The sequence below is a fragment of the Streptomyces sp. BHT-5-2 genome (assembly GCF_019774615.1).
In the GTDB taxonomy this organism is placed as follows: domain Bacteria; phylum Actinomycetota; class Actinomycetes; order Streptomycetales; family Streptomycetaceae; genus Streptomyces.
In genome coordinates this window covers 2,638,390-2,652,203 of the sequence record NZ_CP081496.1, presented here as the reverse complement: position 1 = coordinate 2,652,203, position 13,814 = coordinate 2,638,390, and the positions used below count along the sequence as shown (strand labels likewise).

Sequence of the window (13,814 nt, the reverse complement as noted above, 5' to 3'; positions counted from 1 at the left end):
CGGCGCGCGGCGGGTCAGGCCGCCGCGGAACGGACCGGTGCCGCGGCGACCGCCTCCGCCGGGGTGCGCCGGACGACCAGCAGCGTGGCGTCGTCCTTCAGCCGGCCGCCGGTGAAGTCCTCCAGGTCGGCGCGGAGGGCGCGGGCCAGGTCGGCGGGCTCCAGATCGACCCGGGCGGCGATCCGCTCGGCCAGGGGGTAGAAGCGGCCGTCGCCACCGCGGGCCTCGGTGACGCCGTCCGTGCACAGCACCGCCCAGTCGCCGGGCTGCGGGCGGACCAGGACGCTGCGGCGCGGCTCGCGGTTGAGCCCGCCCAGCCCCAGCGGGAGCGCGCCCTCACCGTCCGACCGCTCGTGGACGAGGCCGTCGCGCACCAGGTAGTACGGGATGTGGCCGCAGGACAGGACCCGGGCCCGGCCGGGGGCGCGGACCTCCAGCAGCAGCGCGGTGACGAAGCGCTCGTCGGTGCCCTCCTCGGCGGAGCGGGTGTTGTAGCGGGTCAGCGCCTGCTCCATCCGGCCGGCCACGCCCTCCAGCGAGTCCTGGTACTGCGCCGCCTCCCGGAAGGACGCCAGCACCTCCAGGCCCGCGCCGATCGCCGGCATGCCCTTGCCCTGGACATCGCCGATCAGCAGCCGCAGCCCGTGCGGGGTGTCGACGGCCTCGTAGATGTCGCCGCCGACCCGGGCGCCCTCCTGGGCGGACACATAGAAGCCGTACGCCTCCAGCGTCCCGGCGCGCAGCGGCAGTTCGCGCAGCATCGCCCGCTGCATGGTGTCGGCCACCAGGCTGGTGCGGGCGTGCAGCGCCTCGCGCTGGAGCCGGGTGCGGCACAGCACCAGGGCGAAGACGCCCACCAGGAACGCCCCGAAGACACCGACGACCCGGCTCGCCGGGGCCCAGTCGGGCACCGTCAACAGATCGACGTAGGTGAGGACGACGACGTAGACCACCGCCACCAGCAGCGTGCGGCGGTAGGAGCAGCGCAGCGCGGCGACCAGCGGGGCGATCCCCATGAAGCCGGAGATGTGCAGCTCGGGGCCGGTCGTGGCGTCCAGCGTCGCGACGACCAGGATGGCGAGGATCAGCAGTACCGGGGCGAGCAGGCCGCCCTCGGTGGGGTGCGGGGCCGACATGACACTTCAAGCCTGCGGGACGTTCCACGAGCGCGCACAGGGGCGAAGGTCCGGGCGGGGGCGGACGGAGGTCCCGGGTGGGGGCGGCTGCGGTGGGACGGCCGGGCGGGGACCGGTGGCCGGGGCTTCGGGGCGGGGCGCGGTGGCGGGTGGGGCGAGCCCTGGGCGGGGCTTCGCGGGGACGCTCTAGAGCCAGCCCTTGTCGCGGGCGGTGCGGACCGCCTCGGCGCGGTTGCGGGCGCCGGTCTTCTGGATGGCGAGCGAGAGGTAGTTGCGGACCGTGCCCGCGGACAGGCCGAGGGCGGCGCCGATCTCGGCGTTGGTGGAACCGTCGGCGGCGGCCAACAGGACCTCGTGCTCGCGCTCGGTCAGCGGGTTGGCCCCGTCGGCCAGCGCGGCGGCCGCCAGCGCCGGGTCGATGACCCGCTCGCCGCGCAGTACCCGGCGCACCGCGTCCGCGAGCCGGGCCGCCGGGGCGTCCTTGACCAGGAACGCGTCCGCGCCCGCCTCCATGGCCCGGCGCAGATAGCCGGGGCGGCCGAAGGTGGTGAGGATGACGATCTTCACGCCGGGCAGCTCGCCGCGCAGCCGGGCCGCGGCGTCCAGGCCGCTCATGCCCGGCATCTCGATGTCCAGCAGCGCGACGTCGACCTGGTGGGCCCGCGCCTGGGCGACGACCTCGTCGCCACGCGCCGCCTGGGCGACGACCTCCAGATCGTCCTCCAGGGACAACAGCGCCGCCAGCGCCTCCCGGACCATCGACTGGTCCTCTGCCAGCAGCAGTCGGATCATGCGGGCCAGCATACGGCCTGATGGGGGACAGGGGGCCGGCGCCTGGGGACAACGCAGAGGCCCGGGGCGGGTCCCGGTGCCGCAGACGGGGCCTTCGCTCAGCCGGTGTGCCCTGGGGGTGGTCTAGGTCCGGTCGTCAAACCCCCGCCGTTCACCCGGAGGGCGGGCCGGACGGCAGGCGGGAGTTCGCCGACAGGGCCTGGGCCGGGCCGTTCACCGGTTGCGGGGAGGTGTTCGGCATGGGGGCGGGGGCGTCCGGGGCGGGGGTGGGGGCGGGGGTGTGCCGGGGGACGTAGGCGCGCAGGGCGAAGCCGTGGGAGCCGGGTGCCTGGCCGGTCTCCAGGCGGCCGTCGGTGAGGGCCAGGCGCTCGCGGAGGCCGTTGAGGCCGTTGCCGTCGTGCTGGGTGCGGAGCGGGCCGTTGCCGTCGTCGTTCACCGTGAGGCAGAGGTAGTGGCGGTCGTCGGCCGCCCATTCCTCGGTGAGCAGCAGTTCGCAGCGGCGGGCGCCGCTGTGCCGGACGACGTTGGTGACCGCCTCGCGCAGCGCCCAGGCCAGCGCGCCCTCGGTGTCGGCGGTCAGCCCGTGCGGCTCGTCCTCCAGGGCCGGGTCGACGGTGAGGGCGATGCCGGCGGTGCGCAGCGCGACGCGGGCACCGGCCAGCTCGACGGCGAGGCGGGGACGGCGGTAGCCGGTGACCGCCTCCCGGACGTCGACCAGGGCCTGGCGGCTGACCTGCTCGATGTCGGCGACCTGTTGGGCGGCGTCCTCGGGGCGCCCTGGCAGCATCCGGCCGGCCAGCTCGCTCTTGAGGGTTATCAGGGAGAGCGAGTGGCCCAGGAGGTCGTGCAGATCGCGGGCGAGGCGCAGCCGCTCGTCGTTGGCGGCGAGGCGGGCGACCTCCTCCCGGGCGGCGCGCAGCTCGTGGGTGGTGCGGACGAGGTTCTGCACGCCGATCATGACGAAACCGCTGCCGAGGGCAGGCAGGGCGTAGGCGAAGAGGTAGTAGTTGCGTATCTCCGGATAGCGGGCGCCGACGGCTATCACCAGCGCGGTGATCAGCGGGATGGCCCAGCGGGAGCGCCGCCAGGGCAGCACCACCGCGGAGGCCACGCTGGTGAAGATGAACAGCACCAGCCAGGAGAAGCCCAGGGTCCACGTCAGCGCGACGGACAGCGCCACCATCGCCACCAGCGGGACGTACCGTTGCAGCGGTCCGGGCTGCCGGCGCCACATGTGGTGGAAGATCAGGGCGACGTAGGAGAGAACGAAGAGCGCGAGGCCGGTGAAGCCCCAGACCCGCTGGGCGGTGCCGGCGCCGTGGCTGCTGAGCTCCCCCACCGGGCCGGCGAGGTAGAGCAGCCAGATGGCGATCCACATCGACTTGCCGGCGGCCTGGCGGCGGCTGCGCGGCCGCTGGCCGATCAGCACCGGGTTGCGGTCGTCGGGTGCGCTCTTCGTCTCCACCGGTCTCATGCCTTCCGAGTGTCCTTGCGATAGAGCCAGGCTGCACCACCCACGAAGACGAGGAGGTAGCCGAGGAGGATCGCCACGTCCTTGACGTGGGGCGCGCCGCCGGCCTCAACCGCGGTGCCCAGCGCCGCGTACGCGTGCGTCGGGAGCCACTCGGAGATGTTCTGCACCCACTGCGGCAGCAGCGTCATGGGCATCCACAGGCCGCCGAGGAAGGCCAGCGCGAAGAAGCAGAGCATGGAGACCGGGCGGACCGCGTCGCCGCTGGCCAGATAGCCGATGGCGACGCCCAGGGCGGCGAAGACGAAGCTGCCGAGCCAGGTGCCGGCGGCGATGGCGAGCCACTGCCAGGCTTCCAGGCGGACGCCCTTGACGGCCGCGGCGGCGATCATGACCAGGAGGATCGAGGGCAGGCTGACCGTCGCCGCGGCGGCTATCTTGGCGGCGACATAGCCGCGGCCGGGCAGCGCGGTGAGCCGCAGCTGGCGCACCCAGCCCTGCTCGCGCTCCTTGGCGATGCGCTCGCTGTTGCCCAGCAGGACGGCGGTCATGGCGCCGAACGCCGCCATCGAGACCATGTAGTACAGGCCCATGTCGAGACCGGTGCCGGGGATCGGCTTGCGGTCCGCGCCGCCGGCGATGATCAGGTAGAGCGCCGGCGGGTAGATCACCGAGAAGAACATGAACTTCTTGTTGCGCAGCGCGCGGAGGATCTCGAGCTTGATCAGAGTGGTCATCGGTCCGTCTCCTCGGCGGTGGTGATGGCGATGAACGCCTGCTCCAGGCCGAGGCCGGAGACTTCGAGGTTGTGCGGGTAGAGGCCGAGGGCGTAGAGGGCGTGCACGGTCGCGTCGGCGTCCTGGGACTGGATGCGGACCGTGCTCCCGGAGCCGGCGTTCGACACCGTCAGGGTGGTGAGGTGCGGCAGCGTCTCCAGGGCGGCGCGGTCGGCGGGCCCGGCGAGGTCGAAGCTGATCCGGCGGGCGCCGGCGCGGGCCTTGATCTCGGCGGAGGTGCCGTCGGCCAGCACCCGGCCGCGGTGCAGCACGATGACGCGGTCGGCTATCTCGTCGGCCTCTTCGAGGTAGTGCGTGGCGAAGAGGACCGTGCGGCCCTCGTCGGCCTGGCGGCGCATGGTGCCCCAGAAGGTCTGCCGGGAGGAGACGTCCATGCCGGTGGTGGGCTCGTCCAGCACGATGAGGTCGTTGGCGCCGGCGGTGGCGAGGGCGAACCGGACCCGCTGCTCCTGGCCGCCGGAGAGCTTGCCGACGACGCGGTCGGCGATGTCGGTGATCCCGGCGCCGGCGAGGATCTGGTCGACCGGATGGCCGCGCGGATGCAGATCGCGGGCGAGCCGGACCAGCTCGCGGACCTTGACGCCCTCCATCAGGCCGCCGCTCTGGAGCATCGCGCCGACCTTGCCCTGCTGTATGGCGCGCTGCGGGGTGGTGCCGAAGAGGGACACCGTGCCGGTGTCGGGGGTGCGCAGGCCGAGGAGGAGGTCGAGGGTGGAGGACTTGCCGGCGCCGTTGGGGCCGAGGAGGGCGACGGTCTCGCCGGGGTGCAGCTCCAGGTGCAGATCGGCCACCGCGCGCACCGCGCCGTAACTCTTGCCGACCCCCTGGAAGCTGACCACCGGGGCCCGTCCCGCGTCCTGCGCGGTGGTGGCTGGGGTGGTAGCTGTCGTCGTCATGGCATTCAGCTTCGCTGATCGCCGGACCGTCCGGCAGTGTCGCCGGGCTGCATTTCCGGGTGACAGGTGTCATGGGTGAGGCCCCCTAGGGGGAATCCCGGAGGATTCTCTCCAGAGGGCCTCTGACCTGCGCTTTCCGCATCCGCCGCGGCCGGTATGGGGCCGGCGGGCGTCAGCTGCCGTTGGTCGCGATGGTCTGGACGCGTTCGGCGGGGGTCCTGCCCTGGAGCGCCTTGCCCACCGCGCCGGCCACCTCCTCGACGCTGACCGGGTGCTTGCTGCCGTCGCCCTTGGTCACCATGACGCCGTCGAAGGTGTTGCCGTAGAGCTCCTTGAGGGCGGCCCGGTCGTAGTAGGGCACCAGATCGCCGCCGATGATCTTGAAGGACAGGAACTTCGGAATGGACTTCTGCGGGCTGAACGAGACCGCGTGCTGGGGGCCCGTGCGGACCGTGATCAGCCCGGACATCGCGGGCTCGGCGAACTGCTTGAGCGCCTTGTCGACCGCGGCCTTGCCGACCTTGGGCTGCTGGGTGGTGGCGGCGAGCACCACGGGGGCGTCGCTGCCGGTGCTGACGCGGTCGAGGTAGGCGTCGGTGATCTTGCTCTCGGAGGCCGCGGCGTCGATCGCCTTGTGGGGCACACCGTAGTGCGGCACGGCCTTGCCGTTGTCGAACGTGATCCCGCCGTCCGCCTCGGCGGCCGCGGGGCCGGCGAGGTTCTCCAGCGCGACCGCGAGCTTCTCCTTGTCGGTGATCACCGCGGGCTGGGCGGTGCGCTTGACGCCGAAGAGCGAGCCGATGACGGAGACCGGGTTGTAGTCCCGGCCGGCGGCGTTGCGGACCGTCGTCTGGAGGTCGATGTCCAGGCCCGCCCGGGAGGGCAGCAGGGTCTCGGACTTGCCGTCGACGGTGATCTTGAGCGGTGCGGTGCGGCGGTCCTTGAGGGCGGTCTCCAGCTTCTTGACCGCGTCGTCCTTGGAGCTGCCGCCGATGTCCACGCCGAGCGCGGTGGTGTTGTTGGGGACGTCGGAGTGGTCGAGCAGCAGCCCGGCGCCGTAGGCGACACCGGCCAGGACGACGACGGCGACGCCGACGAGCACCAGCTTGTTGCGGCCCTTCTTGGGCGGGTTGATCGGCTCGGGAATCTTGGGGCGCGGCTTGGGGGCGGCGCTGTCCTCGTCGCCGCCGGATGCCCCGGTGAAGGGCCCGGCGGCCGCCGGGCCGTCCGTCCCCGGCACCTTGGGGATGCCGCTGACGAGGGTGTCGCCGGAGACCCGGCCTCCGGGGCCGCCGCTCTTCGGGCCGCCCTTGGGGCCGGGCCCGGCGCCCTTACCCTTCCGGCCGCCGGCCAGGCCGCCCGCGATGCCGCCGGTGACGCCGGGGCCCGCACCGGACCCGGCGGGCGGCGCCGGGGGCTGCGGGGTGAGTTCGGCGGTGTCGTCGCTCAGCCGGCCCGCGGCGCTCTTGCCGGCGCTGGGGTCGCTGAATCCGGGCGGGAGGTCGAGCGCCGAGTCGCCGCGCGCCGGGCCGGTCGTCGGGCCGGTCGGGGAACCGCCGGCCGGGGACTCGAACGGGTTGCGGTCGCGGGCGGGCGGCGCCGGGCGGTCGAACGGCGAACCGCCGCGCGGGGCGCCGTCGAACGGGGACGCCTCGCCCCGGGGAGTGCTGTCGAACGGGGAGGCGCCGGAGAGCGGGGCGCTCCCCAGGGGGTCGCTGCCGAGCGGATCGCTCCGGAGGGGGTCGCTCCCGAGGGGATCGGCGCCGAGGGGGTCGCTCCCGGGCCGGTCGCCCGACCGCCGGTCGCCGGCCAGCGGGTCACCGGTCAGGGGGGCGCCCAGCGGATCGGCGCCGAGCGGGTCCGCGCCCAGGGGGTCGGCGCCGAGCGGATCGCTCTCGTAGGGCGAACCGCCGTGCCCGCGGGGGCCGTCGAAGGGCGCACCGCCGCTCCGCGGGGCCGGCCCGGAGGCCGCCGCGGCGTCGGAGAAGTACGGGAGGTCCGGGCGCTGCGCGGGCTTGGCGTCCGCCGCCCCGGGTGCCGCCGGCGTCGAAGGGGCACCGGCCGCCGGCGCCGGGCCGCCGCCGGGCTGCCCCTGCGCCTTGCGCGGCGAGAACCAGTCGCTGGTCGTCTTCTCCTTCGGGGCGGCGGGCACCTCGTCCGCCGCCGCCTCCGGCCGCGGCGTCTCCGCCGTCCGCTCGGCGGCCCGCTCGCCGCCGAAGGCCGGACCGGACGTTCCCCGGGAACCGGGCGAACCGGCGGAACCGCCGGATGCAGCCGATGCGTTCATGCCGGACTCCTCACCGACGGGCTTGCGCACGACGACCGGCGGGATGGGGCGGGACCCCGGAATGTTGATCTTGATCCGCGTCGTCAGCGTGGTCTCGGTTTTGGGCTCCTCCGGCCGGTCCGCGGCTCCGGGCACCGGCGCCTCGCCGGCCTCTCCCCTGGGCGAGCCGTAGGGCGGTGTCCCCGACGGGTACACGGCTCCGCCACGGCCCCGGGGGCCGGAGGACGAACTGTCAGATTCACGACTCAAAGCAGGTTCTCCCGGTTGGCTCCGCCGCTCGTCAGAGATGATCTCCGGCCTCGGGCCGGGTGGGGGAGACCCCAGCGCTGGCCGGGGGACCGCCCCCAGGGCGGCGCGGCGGCGCGCACCACCATACTGGCCGCTGCCGGACGACACCCGAGGTGCGCGGGAACAGCGCCGCACCGGCCGGTGCCCGCACATCGCGGCCGGCCGCCCGGAACCGCGCCGCATCCGTCCTGGTATGAACCACGTCATCCGCCAACTCGGCCGTGGGACACGCCGGTAGCACGCAGCTGGCTCCCGGTGGCGCAGATCACAGCGATCACGATGCCGCCCAGCAGGAAGCCGTACGAGCCGAGCCCCGGGCCGAACAGGAAGTCGCCCTCCGGCCGGACGTCGCTGAGCAGCAGGAACACCGTCACCAACCAGGCGGCACCGGGCACCAGTACGCCGCCTCCGGTACCGGTGGCGCGGGCGCCGCCGTAGAAGAGGCCGCCGAGGCCGGCCAGGGCGAGCAGCAACCCGCCCGGGAACCAGGCCGCTTGGAGAAGCGTTCCGGCGAACGCGACCAGGACGCCCGCGACCACCAGCAACACATAGAGACCCACCCGGCCCGGCGTCAGCGGCGCGCCCGGCACCGGACGGCCCGGGGGTGCCGCGGGGGTGCCGCCGCGCGCCGTCGGCGGACCGCCACCGGACGCCCGCGTCCGGCGCTTCCCGTCCGCGCCGCCGTCACGGCCGCCCTTGTCCGCGGCCCCGCCACCCTTGGACGTCGTCATTCCGCTGCCTCCTCATTTCGGGCACTCTCCTCCATACCCACCAAACCGGCCGACTCGCCGATCCCCGCGAAGAGATCGTCCTCGCGTTCCCCGGCGGCCGCGCCGGACGTACCGTGGACCAGCCGGTAGTGCTCGTCGCCGAACAGCGGCTGCCCCAGGTCGTTGGAGAGCGCGAAGAACGCCCCGTCCACCACGATCTGCGTCACATGGGCACGCATCGCCGCGGCCTTCGCATCCGCGTACCCACCCGCACCCGCGACCGTCGCGGTGACCGCGTCGTCCGGGACCACACCCGGGACGTCGTCCACCGCCGCGGCCCCGGCGAAGCCGTGCCCGGCCGCGCGCACCGCGGTCAGACCCGCCTCGACCGCCGAGCGGGGGGTGCAGTTCCAGTAAATCTTTTCGATCGCATACGCGCTGCCGAGGTCCGGCCGGAAGTCCGCCCGCGCGGCCAGCTCCGCGGCCCGCATCGCGACGCGATGGGCCTGGATGTGGTCGGGGTGGCCGTATCCGCCGTTCGGGTCATAGGTGACCAGTACCTGGGGCCGCACCTCGCGGACGACGGCCACCAGGTGGGCCGCCGCCTCGTCCACGGGGGCCCGCCAGAAGCAGCCGGGGCGGTCGTTCTGGGGCGCGCCCATCATCCCGGAGTCGCGGTAGCGGCCCGGGCCGCCGAGGAAGCGGTGGTCGGTGACCCCGAGGGCGGCCATCGCCGCGGCCAGCTCACGGACCCGGTGGGGTCCCAGGGTGTCGTCGCGGTCCGGCGTCAGGTGGGCCAGCTCGGGCGGGATGACCTCGCCCTCCTCGCCCAGGGTGCAGGTCACCAGCGTGACCAGCGCGCCCTCGGCCGCGTACCTAGCCATGGTGGCGCCGTTGTTGATCGACTCGTCGTCCGGGTGCGCGTGCACCAGGAGGAGGCGGCGGGCGGGGGCGGTGGTGTCACTGCGCTGCGCGGCAGCTCCGCTCGGGGCGACGGCGGGCGACGGCTGGGAGGTCATGCGGACAAGCCTACGAGCCGTGCGTCGCGGCCTCCGCGGCCGATCGGGGCGGCCGCCCGCGGGGCCCGCGGGAAGGCGGGACCGGGGCGGCCGGAGGCGGTCCGGCGGGGCGCCGGAGCGCGATCAGAACTTGATACCGCCGAGCATGCCCGCGACGTTGGTGGTCAGACTCTTGATCGTCGGAGCGACGGACGAACTGGCCAGATAGAAGCCCAGCAGCATGCAGACGAATGCATGCACCGCCTTCAGCCCGGACTTCTTGATCAGCAAGAAGACGATGATCGCCAGCAGCACCACCGCCGAAATCGAGAGTGCCACGGCGGCTCACCTCCAAGTACACACGGTCCGGACAGAGTTGACGGTACGGGAGCCGATGGCCCGACGCCACGTACCCGGGTATGCCAAGGGCTCTTTACCCCGTACCCACTGCGCGCAAGGGATCATAACTTTCCGTCCGTGCGCATAAGTCGGTGCACCGGAGCACGGCGGGGGCGCACGATGTTTTCCACAGACCCGCGCCGACCGGGCCGGTCCGCCGTAGGCTCGGCGCCATGACCGGACAGCTGCCCTTCCCCCGGCACTCCGCGCGCACCCAGCGCTTCACGCTCGGCGCCCCGCGCGACTTCTCCCTCTCCCCCGACGGCACCCGTGTCGTCTTCCTCCGCTCCGCCGACGGCACCGACCGCAGCCAGCGGTTGTGGGTCCTCGATCCGGCCGACGGGCGGGAGTTCACCGCCGCGGATCCGCGCGCCCTGCTGGCCGGCGCGGACGAGGAGCTCCCTCCCGAGGAGCGGGCGCGCCGTGAGCGCAGCCGCGAGGGCTCGGCCGGCATCGTCGGCTATGCCGTCGACGCCGCCGTGGAGTTGGCCGCCTTCGCGCTCTCGGGGCGGCTCTTCGTCTCCGAACTGCGGGCCGGGACCACCCGTGAACTCCGCGCGGCGGGCCCCGTGGTGGATCCCCGCCCCTCCCCCGACGGCCGCCGGGTGGCATATGTGGCGAACGGCGCGCTGCGGGTCGTCGCGGTGGACGGCGCCGGCACCGGCGACGCGAGCGGGGACCGGGCGCTGGCGGAGCCCGACGGTCCCGAGGTCACCTGGGGGCTGGCCGAGTTCGTCGCGGCCGAGGAGATGGGCCGCCACCGGGGCTTCTGGTGGTCCCCGGAGAGCGACCGGCTGCTGGCCGCGCGGGTCGACGAGGCGCCGGTGGCCCGCTGGTGGATCGCCGACCCCTCGCATCCGGACCGCGAGCCCACCGAGGTGCGGTATCCGGCGGCCGGCACCGCCAACGCCGAGGTCACACTGGCGCTGTTCGACCTGGACGGCTCCCGTACGGACGTCCGGTGGGACACCGCGCGCTATCCCTATCTGGCCCGCGTCCACTGGTCGGCGGCCGGGCCGCCGCTCCTCCTCGTCCAGACCCGGGACCAGCGCGCCCAGCGCTATCTGACGGTCGACACCGACACCGGCGCGACCACCGCGGTGCACGAGGACGAGGACGAGGTGTGGGTCGAGCCGTTCCCGGGGGCGCCGGCCTGGACGCCGGACGGGCGGCTGGTGCGGATCGCCGACGAGGGCGGCGCCCGCAAGCTCTTCGTCGGCGACCGGCCGTTGACGGGAGAGCCGCTGCACGTCCGGGCGGTCCTGGACATCGGCACGGACGACGTCCTGTTCTCGGCGAGCGGCGCGGACATGCACGACATCGGGGTCTATCGGGCGTGGTTCCGCGGCAGCGGCGACCAGGGCGGATGGGAGAGGGTCGGCGAGCGGCCGTATCCGACCGTGTCCTCGGCGGTGCGCGGCGGGGAGTTGACGGTGCTGACCCAGGCGTCAATGGAGCGGCCGGGTGCCCGCTCGGAAGTGGTGCGGCTGGATCCGGACGGCGGCGAGAAGGTACTGGCCGTCATCGGCTCGCATGCCGAGACGCCGGGTCTCACCGCCCGGCCGCGGCTGGTGCTCGCCGGGGAGCGCCGCATCCCGTGCGCGGTGCTGCTGCCGACCGGCCATCAGGAGGGCGACGGCCCGCTGCCGGTGCTGCTCGATCCCTACGGCGGCCCGCACGGCCAGCGGGTGGTCGCCGCGCACAACGCCCATCTGACGTCCCAGTGGTTCGCCGACCAGGGCTTCGCGGTGATCGTGGCGGACGGCCGGGGCACCCCGGGCCGCTCCCCCGCCTGGGAGAAGGCGGTCTCCCGGCAGGTCGGGCCGGTGGCCTTGGACGACCAGGTGCACGCCCTGGAGGCGCTGGCCGGCTCCTTCCCGCTGGATCTGGGGCGGGTGGCGATCCGCGGCTGGTCGTTCGGCGGCTATCTGGCGGGGCTGGCCGCGCTGCGCCGGCCGGACGTCTTCCACGCCGCGGTGGTGGGCGCGCCGGTCACCGATCTGCGGCTGTACGACACGCACTACCAGGAGCGGTATCTCGGCCGGCCCGAGGAGGAGCCGGCGGCCTACGCCCTGAACTCCCTGGTGACGGACGAGGGTCTGTCGGGGGCGGTGGAGCCGCACCGCCCGATGCTGATCGTGCACGGCCTGGCCGACGACAACGTGGTCGTGGCGCATTCCCTGCGGCTCTCCTCGGCGCTGCTGGCCGCGGGCCGGCCGCACGAGGTGCTGCCGCTGACGGGGGTGACGCACATGGCGTCCCAGGAGCAGGTCGCGGAGAATCTGCTGCTGCTCCAGGTGGAGTTCCTCAAGAGGTCGCTGGGGATCGGCCAGCGGTCGCCGGCCGGCGGCCCCCGCACTTGAAGTAGCGGGGCCTCCTGTACTCGGAGTACCGGGGTCGCCCGCACATGAAGTACCCCGCGGTCGTCGTCCGGTGCGGCCGGGGGATTCCCCGGCCGCACGGCTGACCGGCCGGGCGGACGGCTCACCAGCCCGGTGGGCGTGCCGAGGGCGGGGGCGGGGCGTGCCGGGGGCGTGCCGCGTCCGGTCCGTCGCCGTACGCCTCGGGCGGCCGGGCGCCGGCGGTGGCGTCCGGCAGGCCGGGAAGCGCCGCGACGAGCAGCGCGCCGAGGCCGGCGAGGGCCACCAACACCGCCGCGGCGAGCCCGATTTGGGCGGTTCCGGGCATCGCGGCGAGGCGCCCGAGGGCCCCGGTGCGGACGGCGTCGTCGAGCCGGGCGGCGCCGTGGCCGAGCAGCAGGAGCCCGGCCGTCAGGGCGGCGGGCCGGGCCCAGGGCGCCCGGCGGAGGGCGGCGACCGCGGCGGCCGCGGCCAGCACGGCCAGCGCGGCGGCCGTCCAGTGCGGCGGCGGCCGCAGAGCCGGGCCGGGGGCCGCCGCGGCGCCGAGCAGCGCCGCGCGGTAGCCGTCCGCGCCAAGGCGCCGCAGCGCGTGCAGCTCCCCGGCGGCGAGGGTCAGGGCACCGGCGCCCAGGAGGACGGCGAGAGCGGCCGCGGGTCTGCGGTACGGGCTGCCGGGGGCACCGGAGCGGGTGCCGAACCGCGGCGCCTCCTGGACCACGCCGTACGCGGCGGCCACCCCGGCCAGCGGGTCCGGTACCGGCCGCCGGCCGGCCGCGACGACCGCGAACAGTGCCGCGGCGAGCAGCAGTTCGGCCAGCGCGGTGGCCCGCGCCCAGGCCGCGAGCGCCCCGTCCGACCCGTCCGCCCCGGGCGCCCACAGGAGCGGGAGCCGCAGCAGCGCGGTGGCCGCCGCCAGGGACAGCAGGGCGCCCGGTGCGGTGGCGGCCCGGCGGCGGACGGCCAGGGCGGCGCCGAGCCCGACCGCCGCCAGCAGCGGATCGCAGACGGAGGCCGCGCGGCGGGCCGCGGTCCCGGGCGCGGTGCCGAGCGGCGCCGCCAGCACGTCGGTCGGCCGCGGGAGGGCGACCGCGTCCCGGACCAGCCAGGCCGCGCCGGAGGCGGCGAGCAGCAGGCAGGCGGATGCGGCGGTGCGGCGTGCACCGCGGGTGAGGCGACTCGACCGCACTGTGGACACGGCCCGCCCCCGTCCGTGTCGGTGACCCACGACGTCCACAGCACCCCCGCATTCGTGAAGGCGCTACCGCAGGTCTACTCCAATCTCGCCGATCGGACAACAGACACGGGGGGAGAGGGGGACGAAACACCCACAAATCGGTGGCCGGTCGGGGGTACCACTGGCGCCCCCGACCGGTCTACGGCACCCGCACGGCCGTACGCTGTTCAGCATGGAGCGTCCGTATATCGGTGATGCGACAGGCAAGTTGCCTTCACGTTAAGGCGTTTGGTACCGATTTACCCCACTTGCCGTACATGACAATCGCGTGTCAAGCACGCCATGGCGACGATCTGCGCAATCTTCGCTCAAGAAGCGGACGACCTGTGCACAACCACACCGCATACCCTTGACTCGGCCGTAAATCACTTGCGAAAGTCGCGCTCATCCAGCGGTGCGACCGGTGCCGCTTCACGTTCCAAGAGAACTCGGCGCGGGGGCACTTC

General features: G+C 74.5%; 11 protein-coding genes. 1 reads left to right on the top strand and 10 read right to left on the bottom strand.

Annotation, left to right across the window (positions count from 1 at the left end):
• Nucleotides 1-14: 14 nt before the first annotated feature.
• From K2224_RS11785 to K2224_RS11745, 9 genes are all read right to left on the bottom strand, one after another.
• Nucleotides 15-1,136 (bottom strand): PP2C family protein-serine/threonine phosphatase, encoded by a 1,122-nt coding sequence (locus K2224_RS11785; RefSeq protein WP_221906514.1) that lies wholly within the window; start codon nt 1,134-1,136, stop codon nt 15-17.
• 186 nt (nt 1,137-1,322) lie between these two features.
• A complete protein-coding gene (locus K2224_RS11780; RefSeq protein WP_221906513.1) occupies nt 1,323-1,928 on the bottom strand; it encodes a response regulator transcription factor in 606 nt (201 codons plus the stop codon).
• Between the two features lie 151 nt (nt 1,929-2,079).
• Complete coding sequence (locus K2224_RS11775) at nt 2,080-3,402, bottom strand: sensor histidine kinase (RefSeq protein ID WP_221906512.1); 1,323 nt, start codon at nt 3,400-3,402, stop codon at nt 2,080-2,082.
• Nucleotides 3,399-4,136, bottom strand: a complete 738-nt coding sequence (locus tag K2224_RS11770; RefSeq protein WP_221906511.1) for an ABC transporter permease — start codon at nt 4,134-4,136, stop codon at nt 3,399-3,401. The genes K2224_RS11775 and K2224_RS11770 overlap by 4 nt, the downstream gene beginning before the upstream one ends.
• Nucleotides 4,133-5,092: an ABC transporter ATP-binding protein gene (locus K2224_RS11765; protein ID WP_221906510.1), complete on the bottom strand. Its 960-nt coding sequence runs from the start codon at nt 5,090-5,092 to the stop codon at nt 4,133-4,135. Before K2224_RS11765 ends, K2224_RS11770 begins: the two co-directional genes overlap by 4 nt.
• Before the next feature lie 172 nt (nt 5,093-5,264).
• Nucleotides 5,265-7,574, bottom strand: a complete 2,310-nt coding sequence (locus tag K2224_RS11760; protein ID WP_221906509.1) for a hypothetical protein — start codon at nt 7,572-7,574, stop codon at nt 5,265-5,267.
• 296 nt (nt 7,575-7,870) lie between these two features.
• On the bottom strand, nt 7,871-8,398 hold the full coding sequence (locus tag K2224_RS11755; protein WP_221906508.1) for a DUF6113 family protein: 528 nt from the start codon (nt 8,396-8,398) through the stop codon (nt 7,871-7,873).
• The gene (mshB, locus tag K2224_RS11750; RefSeq protein ID WP_260692540.1) at nt 8,395-9,396 is read right to left on the bottom strand and encodes an N-acetyl-1-D-myo-inositol-2-amino-2-deoxy-alpha-D-glucopyranoside deacetylase; all 1,002 of its coding nucleotides are present in this window, start codon (nt 9,394-9,396) and stop codon (nt 8,395-8,397) included. Before mshB ends, K2224_RS11755 begins: the two co-directional genes overlap by 4 nt.
• A gap of 123 nt (nt 9,397-9,519) precedes the next feature.
• Nucleotides 9,520-9,714: a hypothetical protein gene (locus K2224_RS11745; protein WP_018536284.1), complete on the bottom strand. Its 195-nt coding sequence runs from the start codon at nt 9,712-9,714 to the stop codon at nt 9,520-9,522.
• A 233-nt stretch (nt 9,715-9,947) separates the two neighbouring features.
• Between K2224_RS11745 and K2224_RS11740 the strand changes: the two genes are divergently transcribed.
• The gene (locus K2224_RS11740; protein ID WP_221906507.1) at nt 9,948-12,137 is read left to right on the top strand and encodes a prolyl oligopeptidase family serine peptidase; all 2,190 of its coding nucleotides are present in this window, start codon (nt 9,948-9,950) and stop codon (nt 12,135-12,137) included.
• Nucleotides 12,138-12,258: 121 nt separating this feature from the next.
• On the opposite strand, the gene K2224_RS11735 is transcribed toward K2224_RS11740, so the two are convergent.
• Nucleotides 12,259-13,329: a hypothetical protein gene (locus K2224_RS11735; protein WP_260692539.1), complete on the bottom strand. Its 1,071-nt coding sequence runs from the start codon at nt 13,327-13,329 to the stop codon at nt 12,259-12,261.
• Between the last annotated feature and the right edge of the window lie 485 nt (nt 13,330-13,814).